This is a genomic window from Trabulsiella odontotermitis (assembly GCF_030053895.1).
Taxonomy (GTDB): Bacteria; Pseudomonadota; Gammaproteobacteria; order Enterobacterales; family Enterobacteriaceae; genus Trabulsiella; species Trabulsiella odontotermitis_C.
Genome location: NZ_CP125781.1, coordinates 1,502,426 through 1,517,139 on the forward strand (window position 1 = coordinate 1,502,426; position 14,714 = coordinate 1,517,139).

The following is a 14,714-nucleotide window of genomic DNA, read 5'->3' on the forward strand; positions in this document are numbered from 1 at the left end:
TAAGGTGATTTCTGGAACTGTTTGTACCCGAAGCGGGTTTTCTGGCATTACTGCTTAGCCTCGGGGCCAGCCTGCTGACCCCGGTGGCGACGCTCATGGGTGTTCGCCAGCGCTGGCAGGGGATCACGCGCCTGGCAGTCATCGGGGTGTGGTGGCAGTTTGCGTTCCTGTTGCTGGCGTTTGCGATACTGGTTCAGAGTTTCATCAGTGATAACTTCACGGTGGTCTATGTTGCTCAGCATAGCCACCGTTCGTTGCCTCTGGGGCTCAAAATTGCCGCTGTGTGGGGCGGCCATGAAGGCTCCCTGCTGTTGTGGCTCGTCTTCATTTCCGCCTGGAGCGCGCTGTTCGCCTGGCGCTACCGGCAACAAACCGACCCACTGTTCGCGTGGACGCTGGCGCTCCTGTCGGTGCTGACCGCGTCGCTGCTGCTGTTTGTTGTTCTCTGGTCCGATCCCTTCGTTCGCCTGTTTCCGCCTGCCGTGGAAGGGCGCGACCTCAACCCGATGCTGCAACATATCGGGCTGATCCTGCATCCGCCGCTGCTTTATCTCGGCTATGGCGGGCTGATTGTGGCCGCAGCCGTGGCGCTGGCGTCGTTGCTGCGCGGCGGGTTCAGCGCGGCGGTGGCCTGGGTCTGCTGGCGCTGGGCGCTGGCAGGCTGGTGCGCGCTGACGCTCGGCATCATTCTGGGATCGTGGTGGGCCTATTGTGAGTTGGGCTGGGGCGGCTGGTGGTTCTGGGATCCGGTTGAGAATGCCTCGTTGATGCCGTGGCTGTCGGCAAGCGCGTTGTTGCATAGCTTGCTTGCCTCGCGGCAGCGGGGGATTTACCGCCACTGGTCGCTGTTGCTGGCGATCCTCACCCTAATCCTGTCGCTGCTCGGCACGCTCATCGTCCGCTCGGGGATCCTGGTGTCGGTGCATGCGTTCGCGCTGGATAACGTACGCGCGGTACCGCTCTTTGCGCTGTTCGCGCTATTAAGCCTGGGCTCATTGTTGCTGTATGGCTGGCGGGCGCGGGTAGAGCGTCCGGCGGCGCGCTATACCGGCTGGTCGCGGGAAACATTGCTTCTGGTTTCGCTGCTGCTTTTCGCCGCCGTGCTGCTGATTGTGCTGATCGGCACGCTCTACCCGATGCTCTATAGCCTGGCCGGAGGGGGAAGGCTTTCCGTCGGCGCACCGTATTTTAACCTCGCCACTCTGCCGTTTGGCCTGCTGATGCTGATAACGCTCGGCCTGGCCGCGGGCGGTGTCCGGAAGCGATCACCTCGCAGCAACGGGCGGCGCCGGGCGGGCATTGCCGTCATTGCGCTGGCGGCAGTGGCGCTTTGTTGGTCGCTGGGAGACCAAGTCGCGCTGCCCTGCGGGCTGGTGGCTGGCGTGATGGCGTCGCTGTGGGGGCAACCGCTGAGCCTGCTTAAGCGCCAGTTACCTGCGCTGCTGGCGCATACCGGCGTGCTGCTGGTGGCGGCTGGCATTATCTTCTCCAGCGGCAGCCGCCAGGAAATCAGCGTTAACCTCGCCCTGCGGCAGAGCGTGACACTGGCCGGTTATACGTTCCGTTTCGAGCGGCTGGAGCAACTGGCGAAGGAAAACTACACCACCGAAAAAGCGTTTATCGACATTTACAAAAATGACGAACGCCTCGGCACGCTGACCCCGGAACGCCGTTACTATTCCGCGCGCCGTCAGCAAATGGTTGAGCCTGCCATTAACTGGGATTTGCTGCATGACCGGTATGTAGTGATCGGCGAAAAAACCGGAGAGAATCGTTTTGCCATGCGTTTTTATGTGCAGACGGGCATCCGCTGGATCTGGGGCGGCGGCCTGTTGATGATCGCAGGCGCGCTGCTGAGCGGCTGGCGTGGGAGACGCTGCCATGACTAGAGTTTTCCTCTTTCTGTTATCGCTGATGATGGCAAGCGTCACGCAGGCGCAGATTGTCGATACCTGGACGTTTGCCAGCGCGCAGCAACAGGAGACGTCGCTCAGCATCGCCCGTCAGCTCCGTTGCCCACAGTGTCAGAACCAGAATTTACTGGAATCCAACGCGCCGGTGGCGGTCAGCATGCGTCATCAGGTGTTTACTATGGTGGCGGAAGGGAAGAGCGAAGCGGAGATCACCCGCTGGATGACGCAGCGCTACGGCGATTTCGTTCTCTACCGCCCACCGTTAAAACCGCAGACGTGGATCTTATGGGGTCTGCCGGTGCTGTTGATCCTGTTGCTGGGCGGTATTTTCCGCAAGACTGCCCGGGCGTTACCGGCCACGGCGGGCGAAACGCTGGCTCACGAGCTGCAACAGGATCTGCGGGAACCGCAGGTTAACCAGGCGACACAGAGCCCGGTACCCATACGAACGCTGTGCGCCGCCGCAGCGCTGGTGATGCTGGCTTGCCTGACCGGCTATGGATTGTCATCACGGCCCGCTGCTGTCATGGTCGAGCAGCAGCGTCTTGCCGACCCGCTGCATGCGTTTTCCGCCGCAGGTGAGCCGGAAAAACAGCTCATCGCGTTACAGGAAAAGATTCGCGCCACGCCGCAGGATAGCGCGCTGTGGGCGACACTTGGTGAGTATTACCTTTATCGCAACGCCTATGACAACGCCCTGCTGGCCTACCAGCGGGCGCAGGCTCTGCGTGGCGAAAATGCGGAACTCTACGCGGCACTGGCGACAGTGCTCTATTATCAGGCAGGGCAAAACATCACGCCTGCTACCCGTAACATGATCGACCACGCACTGGCGCTGGACGCCAGTGAAGTCACGGCGCTGATGCTGCTCGCCTCCGACGCGTTTATGACCGCGGATTACAAACAGGCAATCGCCCTCTGGCAACAGTTGCTGGATGCCAACAGCCCGCGCGTCGACCGGGCCAAACTGATTGAAGCCATCAATCTGGCGACCCTGCTCAAAAATCAGCAGCAATAATCTCCCCACGTTTTCTTATCAAAAATCGTCTGAAATCAGGGCATAACCACGCTGTCATTGCGCGGTCATAAACGCAGCCTACAGTGGCGGTCATTAAATCCCAAAGAGGATAACAAGATGTTGACTCCCCTGATTTTCACTGCCATTGATCTCAAAGGCGTCTCCTGTGCCTTTGGTCAGCACCGCGTTCTGCATGATATCGATCTGCACATTGATGCCGGTAGCGTTGTCGCGCTGCTTGGCCCGTCAGGCTGTGGCAAAAGCACGCTGTTGCGTCTGTTGGCCGGACTGACGCCTCCCGAAGCCGGTGAAATCCATTTTGGCGAACGTCTGGTCGCGAAAGCGGGGTGGTCGTTGCCGCCCGAAGCGCGCGATATCGGCATGGTTTTCCAGGATTACGCGCTATGGCCGCACATGACTGTTGCTCAGAACGTGGCGTTTCCGCTGAAGATGCGCCATGTCCCTCGTCACGCACGAGACGCGCGGGTGGTGCAGGCGCTGACGCGGGTCGGACTGGCTGAATTCCTCGATCGTAAACCGTCACAGTTGTCCGGCGGGCAACAGCAGCGCGTGGCGCTGGCGCGCGCCATTGTCGCCGAACCCCGCGTGCTGCTCTTCGATGAACCGCTCTCTAACCTCGACAGCGAGCTTCGCGAATCGTTGTGCCTCGAGATGGCCGGATTATTGCGCCAGCTCGGCACCACGGCCGTCTATGTCACCCATGACCGCCGGGAAGCAGAAATTCTCGCTGACCGGATTGTGCATTTATCGGCTGGCAGCGTCGCTGTCGACCGCCTTGTTATTTCATCCTCAGGGGAGTTCGCATGAAAACCGTAATGTCAGTGAAAAAAGGAGTTCTGTTAGCGATGGTGCTGTCTTCCGTCATGATGTCCAGCGCCCAGGCGCTGACGGTATACACGGCGGGCCCTGGCTCGCTGGCGAAAAATCTGGCGACCGGGTTTGAGAAAAAAACCGGCGTGAAGGTCAATATTTTCCAGGCGACCACCGGCAAAGTGATGGCGCGTCTGGAAGCGGAGCAGGCTAATCCGCAGGCCGATATTCTGATTTCCGCGTCGGTGGATACGGCGGAAGATCTGCATAACCGCGGCTGGCTGCTGCCGTATCAGAGCGCCAGTGCTGACAAGGTTCCGGCGCAACTGAAATCGGCGGATTACGTCGCCCAGGGCGTGTCGGCGCTTGGCATCGTATGGAACACCAAAAGCGGGACGCCGGAGCCGAAAGAGTGGCTGGATCTGACCACCGCGGCGTTTAAAGACAAAGTTACGACGCCGGATCCGTCGCTGTCCGGCGCTTCACTGGATCTGTTGATTGGTCTGCAAAACGGCATGGGCGACAAAGCCTGGGCATTGTTTGATGCGCTGAAAAAGAACGGTATGGTAGTGAGCGGCCCGAACGCGCAGGCGGTGACACCAGTGATGCAGGGCGCGAAAGCGGCGGTCTTTGGCGCGGTGGATTATGTCTCCTACGGCAATATCAGCCAGGGTGAGTCGCTGAAGGTGATTTTCCCGGCCAGCGGTACGGTTATCGCGCCGCGCCCGATGATGATCCTCAAATCCACGCAACACAGCGATGATGCAAAAGCGTTTGTTGACTATGTCCTGTCGCCGGAAGGCCAGACCATGGTGGCTGACGCCTGGCTGATGCCTGCCCGTACCGATGTCCCGGCCAAACGCCCGCTGTTCAACGAGCTGAACGTTCTGCCGACCAAAAGCGATGGCACCAGCGAACGCGGCGACGTTCTTAAACGCTTCAGCGCGCTTTTCACCTTATAACGATCACGGGGGCAACCCCGTTTTCAGGGGCACTCCGTGAAACAGAAAATCCTTTCTGCGACAACGCTGGCGTTGCTGGTCATTCTGGTGGCGCTGCCGCTGTCGTTTATTGTGCTGCAGGCGGTGTTTCCGCAGTTCAGCGCCGGGTCGTTTGCCCGTGCGTTCAGCGGCGTTTCTGCGCTGCTGGAAGAGCCGCAACTGCCGGGCATGCTCGGCGGAACCTTACAGATTGCGCTGGGCGTGGCACTGGTCAGCGCGTTGATTGGTTTTCCGCTGGGTGTCGCGCGGGGGCTGTTTACGCTGCCATACCCGCGGCTGTGGGATCTGCTTTTTCTGATCCCGTTCCTGACGCCGCCTTACATCGCGGCGCTCTCCTGGATGCTGGTATTGCAGCGCAGAGGCTATCTCGAGCAGTTAACCGGCATCGACCTGAATGATCTGCTGTTCAGCAAAACCGGCATCGTGCTGGTGATGGCGCTGAACATTTTCCCGGTAGTGTATTTCGCGGTATCGCGCAGCCTGCTGGCCAGCGGGCAACGTCTGGCGCTGGTCGCCCGCGTCCACGGCGCCAGCTCGTGGCGAGCATTCTGGCACATCACGCTGCCAATGATTTCTCCGGCGCTGGCAGCGGGAATGCTGCTCGCCTTTACGCTGGCGATTGAAGAGTTCGGCGTTCCTGCGGCGCTGGGAACGCGATCCGGTGTCGTGATGCTGACGACCGGCATTGAGAAAAAGCTCGCCGACTGGCCCATCGATCTCTCCGGCGCGTCGCTGCTTTCCGTGGTGCTGGTTGTTATTGCGCTCTGCGCCTGGTGGCTGCAACGTGCACTAACCGGCAATAAAGACGTCACCAGCATTACCGGCAAACCCACCGAGAACAGCGGGGCGGAGCCGGGTCTGCTGGTGATCCCAATGGTCATGCTGATGATGGTCGTCGGAGGGCTGGCCGTGGTGTTGCCTGGCGCGTCGATGGCGTTATCCGGCGTGCTGTCGACGCTGTCGGGTGGTGTGACGCTGGAGAATGTAACCGGGTCGCACTATGCGGCACTGTTCAGCCAGCAGGGCGATGCGTTGTCAGCGTTAGGCACCAGTCTGTCACTGGCGCTGGGTGCCGCCTGCATCACCGGGCTGGTGGGGCTGCTCGCCTCGTGGCTGGTGGTGGTGCAGAAGATAAAAGGGCGTTCGGTGATCGACGCACTGTCGCTGATCCCGGCGGCGCTACCGGGTATTGTGGTTGGCGTGGGGCTGATCCTGCTCTGGAACCGCGCATTCTGGCCCATCTCGCCCTATAACAGTTGGGTTATTTTGCTGCTCTCTTATTGCTGCCTGCTGCTGCCGTGGCCGGTTCGCTACATCGGCAGTGCGCTGCGCCAGCTTGGCGGCAGTCTGGAGCCTGCCGCGCGGGTGCATGGCGCTTCGGCATTCCAGGCGTTGCGTTTTATCGTGCTGCCGCTGGTGTTCCCCGCCATGCTCGCCGCCATGCTGATGGTTTTTGCGATCGCCTCCCGCGAGCTGGTGACCTCGCTGTTGCTGGCACCTGCCGGTACGCAGACGGTGTCAGTTTTCATCTGGCGTCAGTTTGAACAAGGGTCGGTCGGGCAGGGAATGGCGATGGCAACACTGACACTGGTGACAGGGCTGGTTTTGATGTTGATAGCGCTTGGCATTATGCAGCGTGGGGGACGAGGGGAACGGTAAAAAATCAGGTTGCCGGGCAACGTCGTCGCCTGGCAATCCTTCACCAGTGATGTAGTGAGACCGGTTAACGTCGCGACAGCATTTCCCCCGACATATAACATCTCGGGTTCATAACCTGTGTTCAAATTATCCAGGGTTAAATTTTCAGCAGTAAGTTTACCGGAGCCATAAAGTTCAAAACCATCAATATTGTTGTGTTATCGTTAAAAATAACGACACCGTCATTAACAAGAACTTCTATTCATGAGATCTCAGCGCCGTCTGCAAAATTCAGGGTGCGATCGGCCGTTTGTATTGACTCATCAATTTTATAATAGACTGGTGCGGAAATAGCCGGGAAAGATAGCTAATGTGAGAAAGGTTTTTGGTTTTTTGTCCTGATTCTTAACGGAGTTGTGAGGTTTTTTAAATATGAAACAGAGAAAAGAGAATAAATAAGCGCGAAACAGGCCCGCCACTTGTTTGGCACCCGACAGAGACAAAAAAGCGCCACTGGCGTCCCCTGCAGGAATCGAACCTGCAATTAGCCCTTAGGAGGGGCTCGTTATATCCATTTAACTAAGGGGACGAGGCGGCACGAGTATAGCGTTTTTCAACCGGGGCGTTAAGTGCTGCGCGGCTGAATGCTCAAACTCTCGCCACCATCTTAATTTTCTTCTTCTTTCGCCTGTTGTTGCAGGCGGGCTTTCTCTTTTTGTTTCGTACTCATATCGTTACGGATCTGCGCGTGACTGAGCAGAGCGAAGATAAAGGTACCGCCGCAAATATTGCCCGCCAGGGTTGGCAGGGCAAACGGCCAGATAAAATCGTACCAGGAGAGTGTGCCATTAAAAATCAGGTAAAAAATCTCGACCGCGCCAACCACAATATGTGTGGTGTCCGCCAGCGCGATAAGCCAGGTCATAAGGATGATCACCACAATTTTTGCGGCGCCAGCGGCGGGAAACATCCATACCATGGTGGCGATGATCCAGCCGGATATTATGGCGTTGGCGAACATCTCGCCAGGGGTGTTTTCCATCACCTTCATACCGATGCTGACAAACGCGTCGCGCGTTACCTCATTGAATATGGGCATATATTCGAATGCCCATGCGGCGATGGCGGTACCGATGATATTACCGAGCAGTACCACGCTCCACAGGCGCATCAGCAAACCAACGTTGCCGGGCGTTGGGTTATGCATTACCGGCAGTACCGCCGTCACCGTGTTTTCGGTAAACAGTTGCTGTCTGGCCATGATGACGATAATAAAGCCGAAGGTGTAGCCGAGGTTCTCCAGCAGAAAACCGCCGGGCAGATCCGCCAGATGGACATGAAAAATCCCCTTCGCCAGCAGCGAGGCACCCATCGACAGCCCGGCGGCGATGGCTGACCACAGCAACGCCATCGCGTCGCGTTCCAGCTCCTTTTCCCCATCCTGACGAATATGTTCATGGATAGCCATCGCGCGCGACGGCAGTTGCTCTTCATCAAGTTCTATCTTTTTCCCCTGTAATTTCTCGTCGCTTTCCACTTCCAGATCATCAGTGTGCTTATCGATTTTGTCGTTTTTAAGTTGAGGCATATCGTCAAATACTCCGCAGGATGGACCCATTGTAAGCGTAGTGGTTTTTTCGAACGGGGCGGGAGGGTGTAATTCTTAATTTGCCTGGATGGCAAGAATAGCGATACGGTTATGTCAAAATATGTATAAAATCACCTCAGAGCCGAGATGACTCGCTCCACGCTATGCTGAACGCTGATGCCTGCTTTTTCGGATATAGACTTCATACCGTGCGCTGTTACAATTTGCGGCTAACAAAAGACGGAATTTCAATCTGTTCCGTCATGGACGGCAATCAGCAAGAGCCATACTAATCAGGGAGACCTCTATGAAATTTCGCCTGTCAGCGCTGGCGCTGGGTGCGACATTACTGGTGGGTTGCGCCAGTTCCGGTGAGCAACAGCAGGGTCGTTCAGATCCGTTTGAAGGGTTCAACCGCACCATGTACAGCTTCAACTTTAACGTTCTGGACCCGTATGTTGTGCGCCCTGTGGCGGTGGTGTGGCGCGATTACATCCCGCAGCCGGCGCGTAACGGCGTGAGCAACTTCACCAGTAACCTTGAAGAACCGGCCATCATGGTCAACTACTTCTTAAAAGGCGATCCGTATCAGGGGATGGTGCACTTTACGCGCTTTTTCCTGAACACCCTGCTGGGGATGGGCGGGCTGATGGATGTCGCGGGCATGGCTAACGAAAAACTCCAGCGCGTTGAACCGCACCGTTTCGGCAGTACTCTTGGTCATTATGGCGTGGGCTATGGCCCGTATATGCAGCTTCCGTTCTACGGCAGTTTTACGCTGCGTGATGAGGGCGGCGACATGGCGGATGGCCTGTATCCGGTGCTGTCGTGGCTGACCTGGCCGATGTCTATCGGTAAATGGGCGGTGGAAGGTATTGAAACGCGCGCGCAACTGCTTGATTCCGACGGTCTGCTGCGTCAGTCCTCTGATCCTTACATCACCGTACGTGAAGCGTATTTCCAGCGTCATGATTTTATCGCTAACGGCGGTCAGCTGAAACCGGAAGAGAACCCGAACGCGCAGGCGATTCAGGACGAACTGAAAGATATCGATTCCGAGTAACCGAATCAGAAAAGAAAAAGGGTGAGCCACTGGCTCACCCTTTTTTATCTCCGGCTTCTTATCAGAAGCGGTAGTTAAAGTTGGTACCGAACAGCCAGGCTTTACCTTCAGACCGGAAGGTGTACGGGCCTTCTTCGATGGTCACGTGCTGGCCGTGCATGTAGGACGCACCCACGTCAACAGAGGCATCTTCGTTGAACGCATAGGTTGCCCCGGCACTCAGCCACAGACGGTCCTGATCCGGAATGGAAATAGAACGGTTGTTCGCAGGAACCGGGCTGTCATCAAACGCGATACCGGTACGGAACGTCCAGTTATCGTCGTAGTAATAAGTCGTACCCAGCGCGATGCGGTAAGAGTCTTTGAAGCCTTCATCTTTATAGAACAGCGTCTGGCCCTGCGTTCCGGTCGCTTTCAGCTCCTGGAACTGGCTCCAGCTGGTGTACGCCACGCTGTAGTGAACGGCCCACTGCGGCGCCACGCGATTGTAACCAGAGATTTCCCACATTTCAGGCAGATGCAGGCTCAGAGAACCCGGAATGGTCGAGCCGGAGGTGCCCCACGGAAACGCGGTGCCAGCACCCGGAAGACCGTTTGCCAGGGAGTTGATGTTGCTCTTATAGTCGCCGTCGAAATCGATCTTCACTTCAGAGCGATAGGTCAACGCGTAGCGGTTGTTTTTGTCCAGTTCATACAGGATACCGGCGTTCCAGCCAAAGCCCCACTCGTCGCCTTTCAGCTTGGCAATCTGAGTGCCCGGTGCCGCCAGACCCGCGCCAGCAGTCTGCTCACCCGCGTAACGCTCGATTTTCGCATCCGCATAAACGGCGTTGAAACCAAGGCCGAAGCTCCAGTTATTGTTCAGACGATAAGCGCCGCTCAGGTTCAGGTTGATGGTTTCCAGATCGGTTTTACCGCCGTACTCACCCGCCGCGTAGTTGTCGTTGAACTCAGTGGACAGGCCGTAGTTAGTGGTCACTGACGCGCCCCAACCAAATTGATCGTTAATCGGTGCCACAAAGTGAATGTTCGGAACCCAGGCGGTCGGCGCGATATTGTCCGCGTTGGTGTTACCACCCGGTGTTAATGATTTACCGGTAATATTTACGTCGGGATCAATATAGATAGCACCCGCTGAGAATGTCGGGCGATCAAACATGGTAATCAGTGCCGGGTTGCGGCTGACGTTACCGGCGTCATCCGCAATGGCGCCTTCGCCTGAATAGGCGCGGCCAAGGCCAGATGTCGAGAACTCGTTTAGCTGGAAACCTGCAGACCAGGCGTGTGTTGAAACGAGTGCCACTGCGACTGCGAGAGCAGACTTGGTAAACCGGGTTTTCTGGCTCATGACCATAACCTCATTGAGTTTTTTTTATTCAATATTTGTTACATGCCGTAACAGAAGCGCGAAGTGTAGGGTCTGGAATGATTCAGAGAAATCAGACCAGTGCGCAGAGTATAGGTCTGACCAGATGGAATGTTGCAACTTTGTTTATGAAATTTTTCAATTGTGATCTCAGAAACGCGATCCCGGTGGCAAAAATCGAGGGAACTTGTTACACAAATGAGGGCGGTTTTTGTTTTGGATCATTTTTAATTGTGATTTCTCTCACAATCGCGCATTCAGCACATAATCAACTGGAGAGCACACTTTTCGGGGCGTAAAATATCAGCATTGTTTATCTGGCACCCTGGGTGCAAATACAGAGGAAATCTACAATGAGTAAATGCAGTGCTGATGAAACCCCTGTTTGCTGCTGTATGGATGTTGGCACCATTATGGACAACACCGATTGCACCGCATCGTACAGTCGTGTTTTCGCCAACCGCGCAGAAGCAGAAGAGACGCTGGCGCAACTGAGCGCGAAAGCGCGCGGCGTGGAATCTGAACCCTGTAAAATTACCCCGACCTTCACAGAAGTGAACGGTGGTGTGCAGCTGGATATTGATTTTGTGTTCTGCTGCGAAGCCGAAACGCTGATTTTCCAGCTCGGTCTGCGTTAATTCCGCCCGAACGCCTCTGCACTGCAGGGGCGTTTTCATTTTCTCCCCCCATTGCTCCCCAATGTGTTTTAGCTCCCACTTTTTCGGTTCCCTGATTGGCTAAATGTAAAAAATTAGTTAAGTATGTTATCAGGTCAGACCACTAGCGTTTTATTGGTAACAGGGGAGTGTTATGAGTCAGGCATTACCGCTAATCACCCGCCAGGGCGATCGCATTGCCATTGTCAGTGGGTTACGAACCCCTTTTGCGCGCCAGGCCACTGTTTTTCATGGTGTCCCGGCAATCGACCTTGGAAAAATGGTCGTGGGGGAGATGCTGGCTCGCAGCGAAATTCCACCGGACGTGATTGAACAACTGGTGTTCGGCCAGGTGGTTCAGATGCCGGAAGCGCCCAACATTGCCCGTGAAATTGTGCTGGGAACCGGCATGAGCGTGCACACCGATGCCTACAGCGTCAGCCGTGCCTGCGCGACCAGTTTTCAGGCAGTGGCGAATGTCGCCGAGAGCCTGATGGCGGGAACCATTCGCGCCGGGATCGCCGGTGGCGCTGATTCCTCTTCCGTGTTACCGATTGGCGTCAGCAAAAAACTGGCACGAACGCTGGTCGACGCGAATAAAGCCCGCACCCTGGGCCAGCGACTGAAACTCTTCTCACGTTTGCGTCTTCGTGATCTGCTGCCAGTGCCGCCTGCGGTAGCTGAATATTCCACGGGTCTGCGCATGGGCGACACCGCCGAGCAAATGGCAAAAACCTATGGCATCACGCGCGAGCAGCAGGATGCGCTGGCACACCGCTCGCATCAGTATGCCGCGCAGGCGTGGGCGGACGGGAAACTGACCGACGAAGTGATGACGGCCTACGCGCCGCCGTTTCGCGATCCCATCGAACGGGACAACAACATCCGTAACAATTCCTCGCTGGCGGATTACGCAAAATTACGCCCGGCATTTGACCGCAAACACGGCACGGTGACCGCAGCCAACAGCACGCCGCTGACTGATGGCGCGGCGGCAGTGATCCTGATGACGGAATCCCGCGCAAGAGAGCTGGGGCTGACGCCGCTGGGTTATCTGCGCAGTTATGCGTTTACTGCTATCGACGTGAAACAGGACATGCTGCTCGGCCCGGCATGGGCCACCCCGCTGGCGCTGGAGCGCGCCGGGATCACCTTAAACGATCTGACTCTGTTTGATATGCACGAAGCGTTCGCCGCGCAGACGCTGGCGAACCTGCAACTGCTCGGCAGCGATCGTTTTGCCCGCGAGGTGCTGGGGCGTTCACAGGCGACCGGCGAGGTTGATGACAGCAAATTTAACGTGCTGGGCGGGTCCATCGCCTACGGGCACCCGTTTGCCGCGACAGGCGCGCGCATGATCACGCAAACACTGCATGAGTTGCGTCGACGTGGCGGCGGGCTGGGGCTGGTCACCGCGTGTGCCGCGGGTGGTCTGGGTTCAGCAATGGTTCTGGAGGCTGAATAATGACAACGACGTCTGCATTTACGCTTGAAATTCGCCCGGACAACGTGGCAGTGATCACCATTGACGTGCCTGGTGAAAAGATGAACACCCTGAAGGCGGAGTTCGGCGGTCAGGTGCGCGATATTCTGCGTCAGTTGCGTGAAAACAAAGATCTGCTGGGCGTGGTGTTTATCTCTGCCAAAGAAGACAACTTTATCGCCGGAGCTGATATCAACATGATCGGCAACTGCAAAACGGCGAAAGAGGCCGAGGGGCTGTCGGCCCAGGGGCAACAGGTGATGGCCGAAATCCATGCGCTGCCGTTCCCGGTTGTGGCGGCGATCCACGGTGCCTGTCTCGGCGGCGGGCTGGAACTGGCGCTGGCCTGTCACTCACGTATTTGTACCGATGACAGTAAAACGGTGCTGGGGCTGCCGGAAGTGCAACTCGGTCTGCTGCCGGGCTCTGGCGGCACGCAGCGTTTACCTCGCCTGGTGGGCGTCAGTACTGCGCTGGAGATGATCCTCACTGGCAAACAGCTGCGTCCTCGCCAGGCGTTAAAAGCCGGGCTGGTGGATGATGTCGTTCCGCATTCCATTCTGCTCAATGCCGCTGTTGAGCGGGTGAAAAAGGGCAAGCCGGAGCACCGTCGTTTACCGGTGCGCGAGCGCGTACTGGCCGGGCCGCTGGGTCGCGCCGTGCTGTTCCGCATTGTCGGTAAGAAAACTGAACAAAAAACGCAGGGCAACTACCCGGCAGCGGAACGCATTTTACAAGTGATCGAAACCGGGTTAGCGCAGGGCAGACGCAGTGGTTATGAAGCGGAAGCGCGCGCGTTTGGCGAACTGGCGATGACCCCGCAATCCCGGGCGCTGCGCAGCATTTTCTTTGCCAGCACCGAACTGAAGAAAGATCCCGGCGCCAGCGCGGAAGCGGGGCCGCTACGCACCGTTGGCGTGCTGGGTGGTGGTCTGATGGGCGGCGGCATTGCCTTTGTCACCGCCTGTAAAGGAATGTTGCCTGTTCGCATCAAAGACATTAATGCGAAGGGAATCAATCACGCGCTGAAGTACAGCTGGGATCTGCTTGATAAAAAAGTGCGCCGCCGCCATATCAACACCAGTGAGCGCGACAGTCAGCTGGCGCTGATTACCGGTACCACAGACTACCGTGGTTTCTCGCAGCGCGATGTGGTCATTGAGGCGGTGTTTGAAGAGCTGGCGCTGAAACAGCAAATGGTGGCGGAAGTCGAACAGCAATGCGCGCCGCATACGGTGTTTGCGTCTAATACGTCATCGCTGCCGATTGGCGATATCGCCGCCAGCGCGCAGCGGCCGGAACAGGTGATTGGTCTGCATTTCTTCAGCCCGGTAGAAAAAATGCCGCTGGTGGAAGTGATCCCCCATGCCGGCACGTCGGCGCGCACCATCGCCACAACGGTACAACTGGCGAAAAAACAGGGTAAAACGCCGATTGTCGTTGCGGATAAAGCCGGTTTTTACGTCAACCGTATTCTTGCGCCGTACATTAACGAAGCGATGCGCCTGCTGACGGAAGGGCAACGCATTGAAGTCATTGATAAAGCGCTGGTGAAGTATGGCTTCCCGGTGGGCCCGATCCAACTTTTGGATGAGGTGGGAATTGATACCGGCACTAAAATTATTCCTGTGCTGGAGGCGGCCTATGGAGAACGTTTTAGCCCGCCTGCAAACATCATAAGTGCAATTTTGAATGACGATCGCAAAGGCAGAAAAAATAGTCGGGGTTTCTATCTTTACGCGGCAAAAGGGCGTAAAAGCAAAAAACAGCCTGATCCGGCTATCTATTCGATAGTTGGCGTATCGGCTCCAGAGGGCGCCATTTCACCACAGCAGGCGGCGGAACGATGCGTGATGATGATGCTGAATGAAGCGGCTCGCTGCTTCGATGAAGGCGTGGTGCGCAGCGCGCGTGATGGTGACATTGGCGCGGTGTTTGGCATTGGTTTTCCGCCCTTTTTGGGTGGCCCGTTCCGTTATATGGATTCGCTGGGGGCGGGTGAAGTGGTTGCGATCCTGCAACGGCTTGCGGCGCAGTATGGCCCGCGGTTTACCCCCTGTGAACCTCTGCTGCGTATGGCAGAGCAGGGGCAGACCTTTTGGCCCGTAAATGAAACTGACGTGCTAAGTTGAGGTCTAAAAAAGGGTAATCCGTCGT

General features: G+C 57.0%; 11 protein-coding genes, 1 tRNA gene and 1 pseudogene. 10 read left to right on the plus strand and 3 right to left on the minus strand.

Annotation, left to right across the window (positions count from 1 at the left end; all coding sequences use genetic code 11):
- Positions 1-11: 11 nt before the first annotated feature.
- The 6 genes and pseudogenes from QMG90_RS07230 (at position 12) to QMG90_RS07250 (ending at position 6,422) form a co-directional block, all read left to right on the plus strand.
- Positions 12-1,889, plus strand: coding sequence for a heme lyase CcmF/NrfE family subunit (locus QMG90_RS07230; RefSeq protein WP_283283905.1), 1,878 nt, complete (start codon positions 12-14; stop codon positions 1,887-1,889).
- 28 nt (positions 1,890-1,917) lie between these two features.
- Positions 1,918-2,241, plus strand: a pseudogene (gene nrfF, locus QMG90_RS22440) (heme lyase NrfEFG subunit NrfF); the annotation flags it as partial.
- Between the two features lie 69 nt (positions 2,242-2,310).
- On the plus strand, positions 2,311-2,931 hold the full coding sequence (gene nrfG, locus QMG90_RS22445; protein WP_346733145.1) for a heme lyase NrfEFG subunit NrfG: 621 nt from the start codon (positions 2,311-2,313) through the stop codon (positions 2,929-2,931).
- Positions 2,932-3,048: 117 nt separating this feature from the next.
- Positions 3,049-3,759, plus strand: coding sequence for an ABC transporter ATP-binding protein (locus QMG90_RS07240; RefSeq protein WP_283283178.1), 711 nt, complete (start codon positions 3,049-3,051; stop codon positions 3,757-3,759).
- Positions 3,756-4,724, plus strand: coding sequence for an ABC transporter substrate-binding protein (locus QMG90_RS07245; protein ID WP_283283179.1), 969 nt, complete (start codon positions 3,756-3,758; stop codon positions 4,722-4,724). Before QMG90_RS07240 ends, QMG90_RS07245 begins: the two co-directional genes overlap by 4 nt.
- Before the next feature lie 36 nt (positions 4,725-4,760).
- Positions 4,761-6,422: an ABC transporter permease gene (locus QMG90_RS07250; protein ID WP_283283180.1), complete on the plus strand. Its 1,662-nt coding sequence runs from the start codon at positions 4,761-4,763 to the stop codon at positions 6,420-6,422.
- Between the two features lie 493 nt (positions 6,423-6,915).
- Here QMG90_RS07250 and QMG90_RS07255 read toward each other — a convergent pair.
- Together QMG90_RS07255 and QMG90_RS07260 are read right to left on the minus strand one after the other, a co-directional pair.
- A tRNA-Arg gene (locus tag QMG90_RS07255) sits at positions 6,916-6,990 on the minus strand.
- A gap of 78 nt (positions 6,991-7,068) precedes the next feature.
- Complete coding sequence (locus tag QMG90_RS07260; protein WP_283283181.1) at positions 7,069-7,989, minus strand: formate/nitrite transporter family protein; 921 nt, start codon at positions 7,987-7,989, stop codon at positions 7,069-7,071.
- A 307-nt stretch (positions 7,990-8,296) separates the two neighbouring features.
- Here QMG90_RS07260 and mlaA point away from each other — a divergent pair, with 307 nt between their 5' ends.
- Positions 8,297-9,052, plus strand: a complete 756-nt coding sequence (mlaA, locus tag QMG90_RS07265) for a phospholipid-binding lipoprotein MlaA (RefSeq protein WP_283283182.1) — start codon at positions 8,297-8,299, stop codon at positions 9,050-9,052.
- Positions 9,053-9,113: 61 nt separating this feature from the next.
- Here mlaA and fadL read toward each other — a convergent pair whose 3' ends face one another.
- Entirely contained in the window at positions 9,114-10,400 is a 1,287-nt protein-coding gene (gene fadL, locus QMG90_RS07270; protein WP_283283183.1) for a long-chain fatty acid transporter FadL, read from the minus strand.
- A 371-nt stretch (positions 10,401-10,771) separates the two neighbouring features.
- On the opposite strand from fadL, the gene QMG90_RS07275 reads away from it, so the two are divergent.
- The 3 genes from QMG90_RS07275 (at position 10,772) to fadJ (ending at position 14,689) form a co-directional block, all read left to right on the plus strand.
- Positions 10,772-11,056: a YfcZ/YiiS family protein gene (locus tag QMG90_RS07275; protein WP_054179335.1), complete on the plus strand. Its 285-nt coding sequence runs from the start codon at positions 10,772-10,774 to the stop codon at positions 11,054-11,056.
- A gap of 172 nt (positions 11,057-11,228) precedes the next feature.
- Entirely contained in the window at positions 11,229-12,539 is a 1,311-nt protein-coding gene (gene fadI, locus QMG90_RS07280) for an acetyl-CoA C-acyltransferase FadI (RefSeq protein ID WP_283283184.1), read from the plus strand.
- Positions 12,539-14,689, plus strand: coding sequence for a fatty acid oxidation complex subunit alpha FadJ (gene fadJ, locus QMG90_RS07285; protein ID WP_283283185.1), 2,151 nt, complete (start codon positions 12,539-12,541; stop codon positions 14,687-14,689). The genes fadI and fadJ overlap by 1 nt, the downstream gene beginning before the upstream one ends.
- The last annotated feature ends 25 nt before the right edge of the window (positions 14,690-14,714 follow it).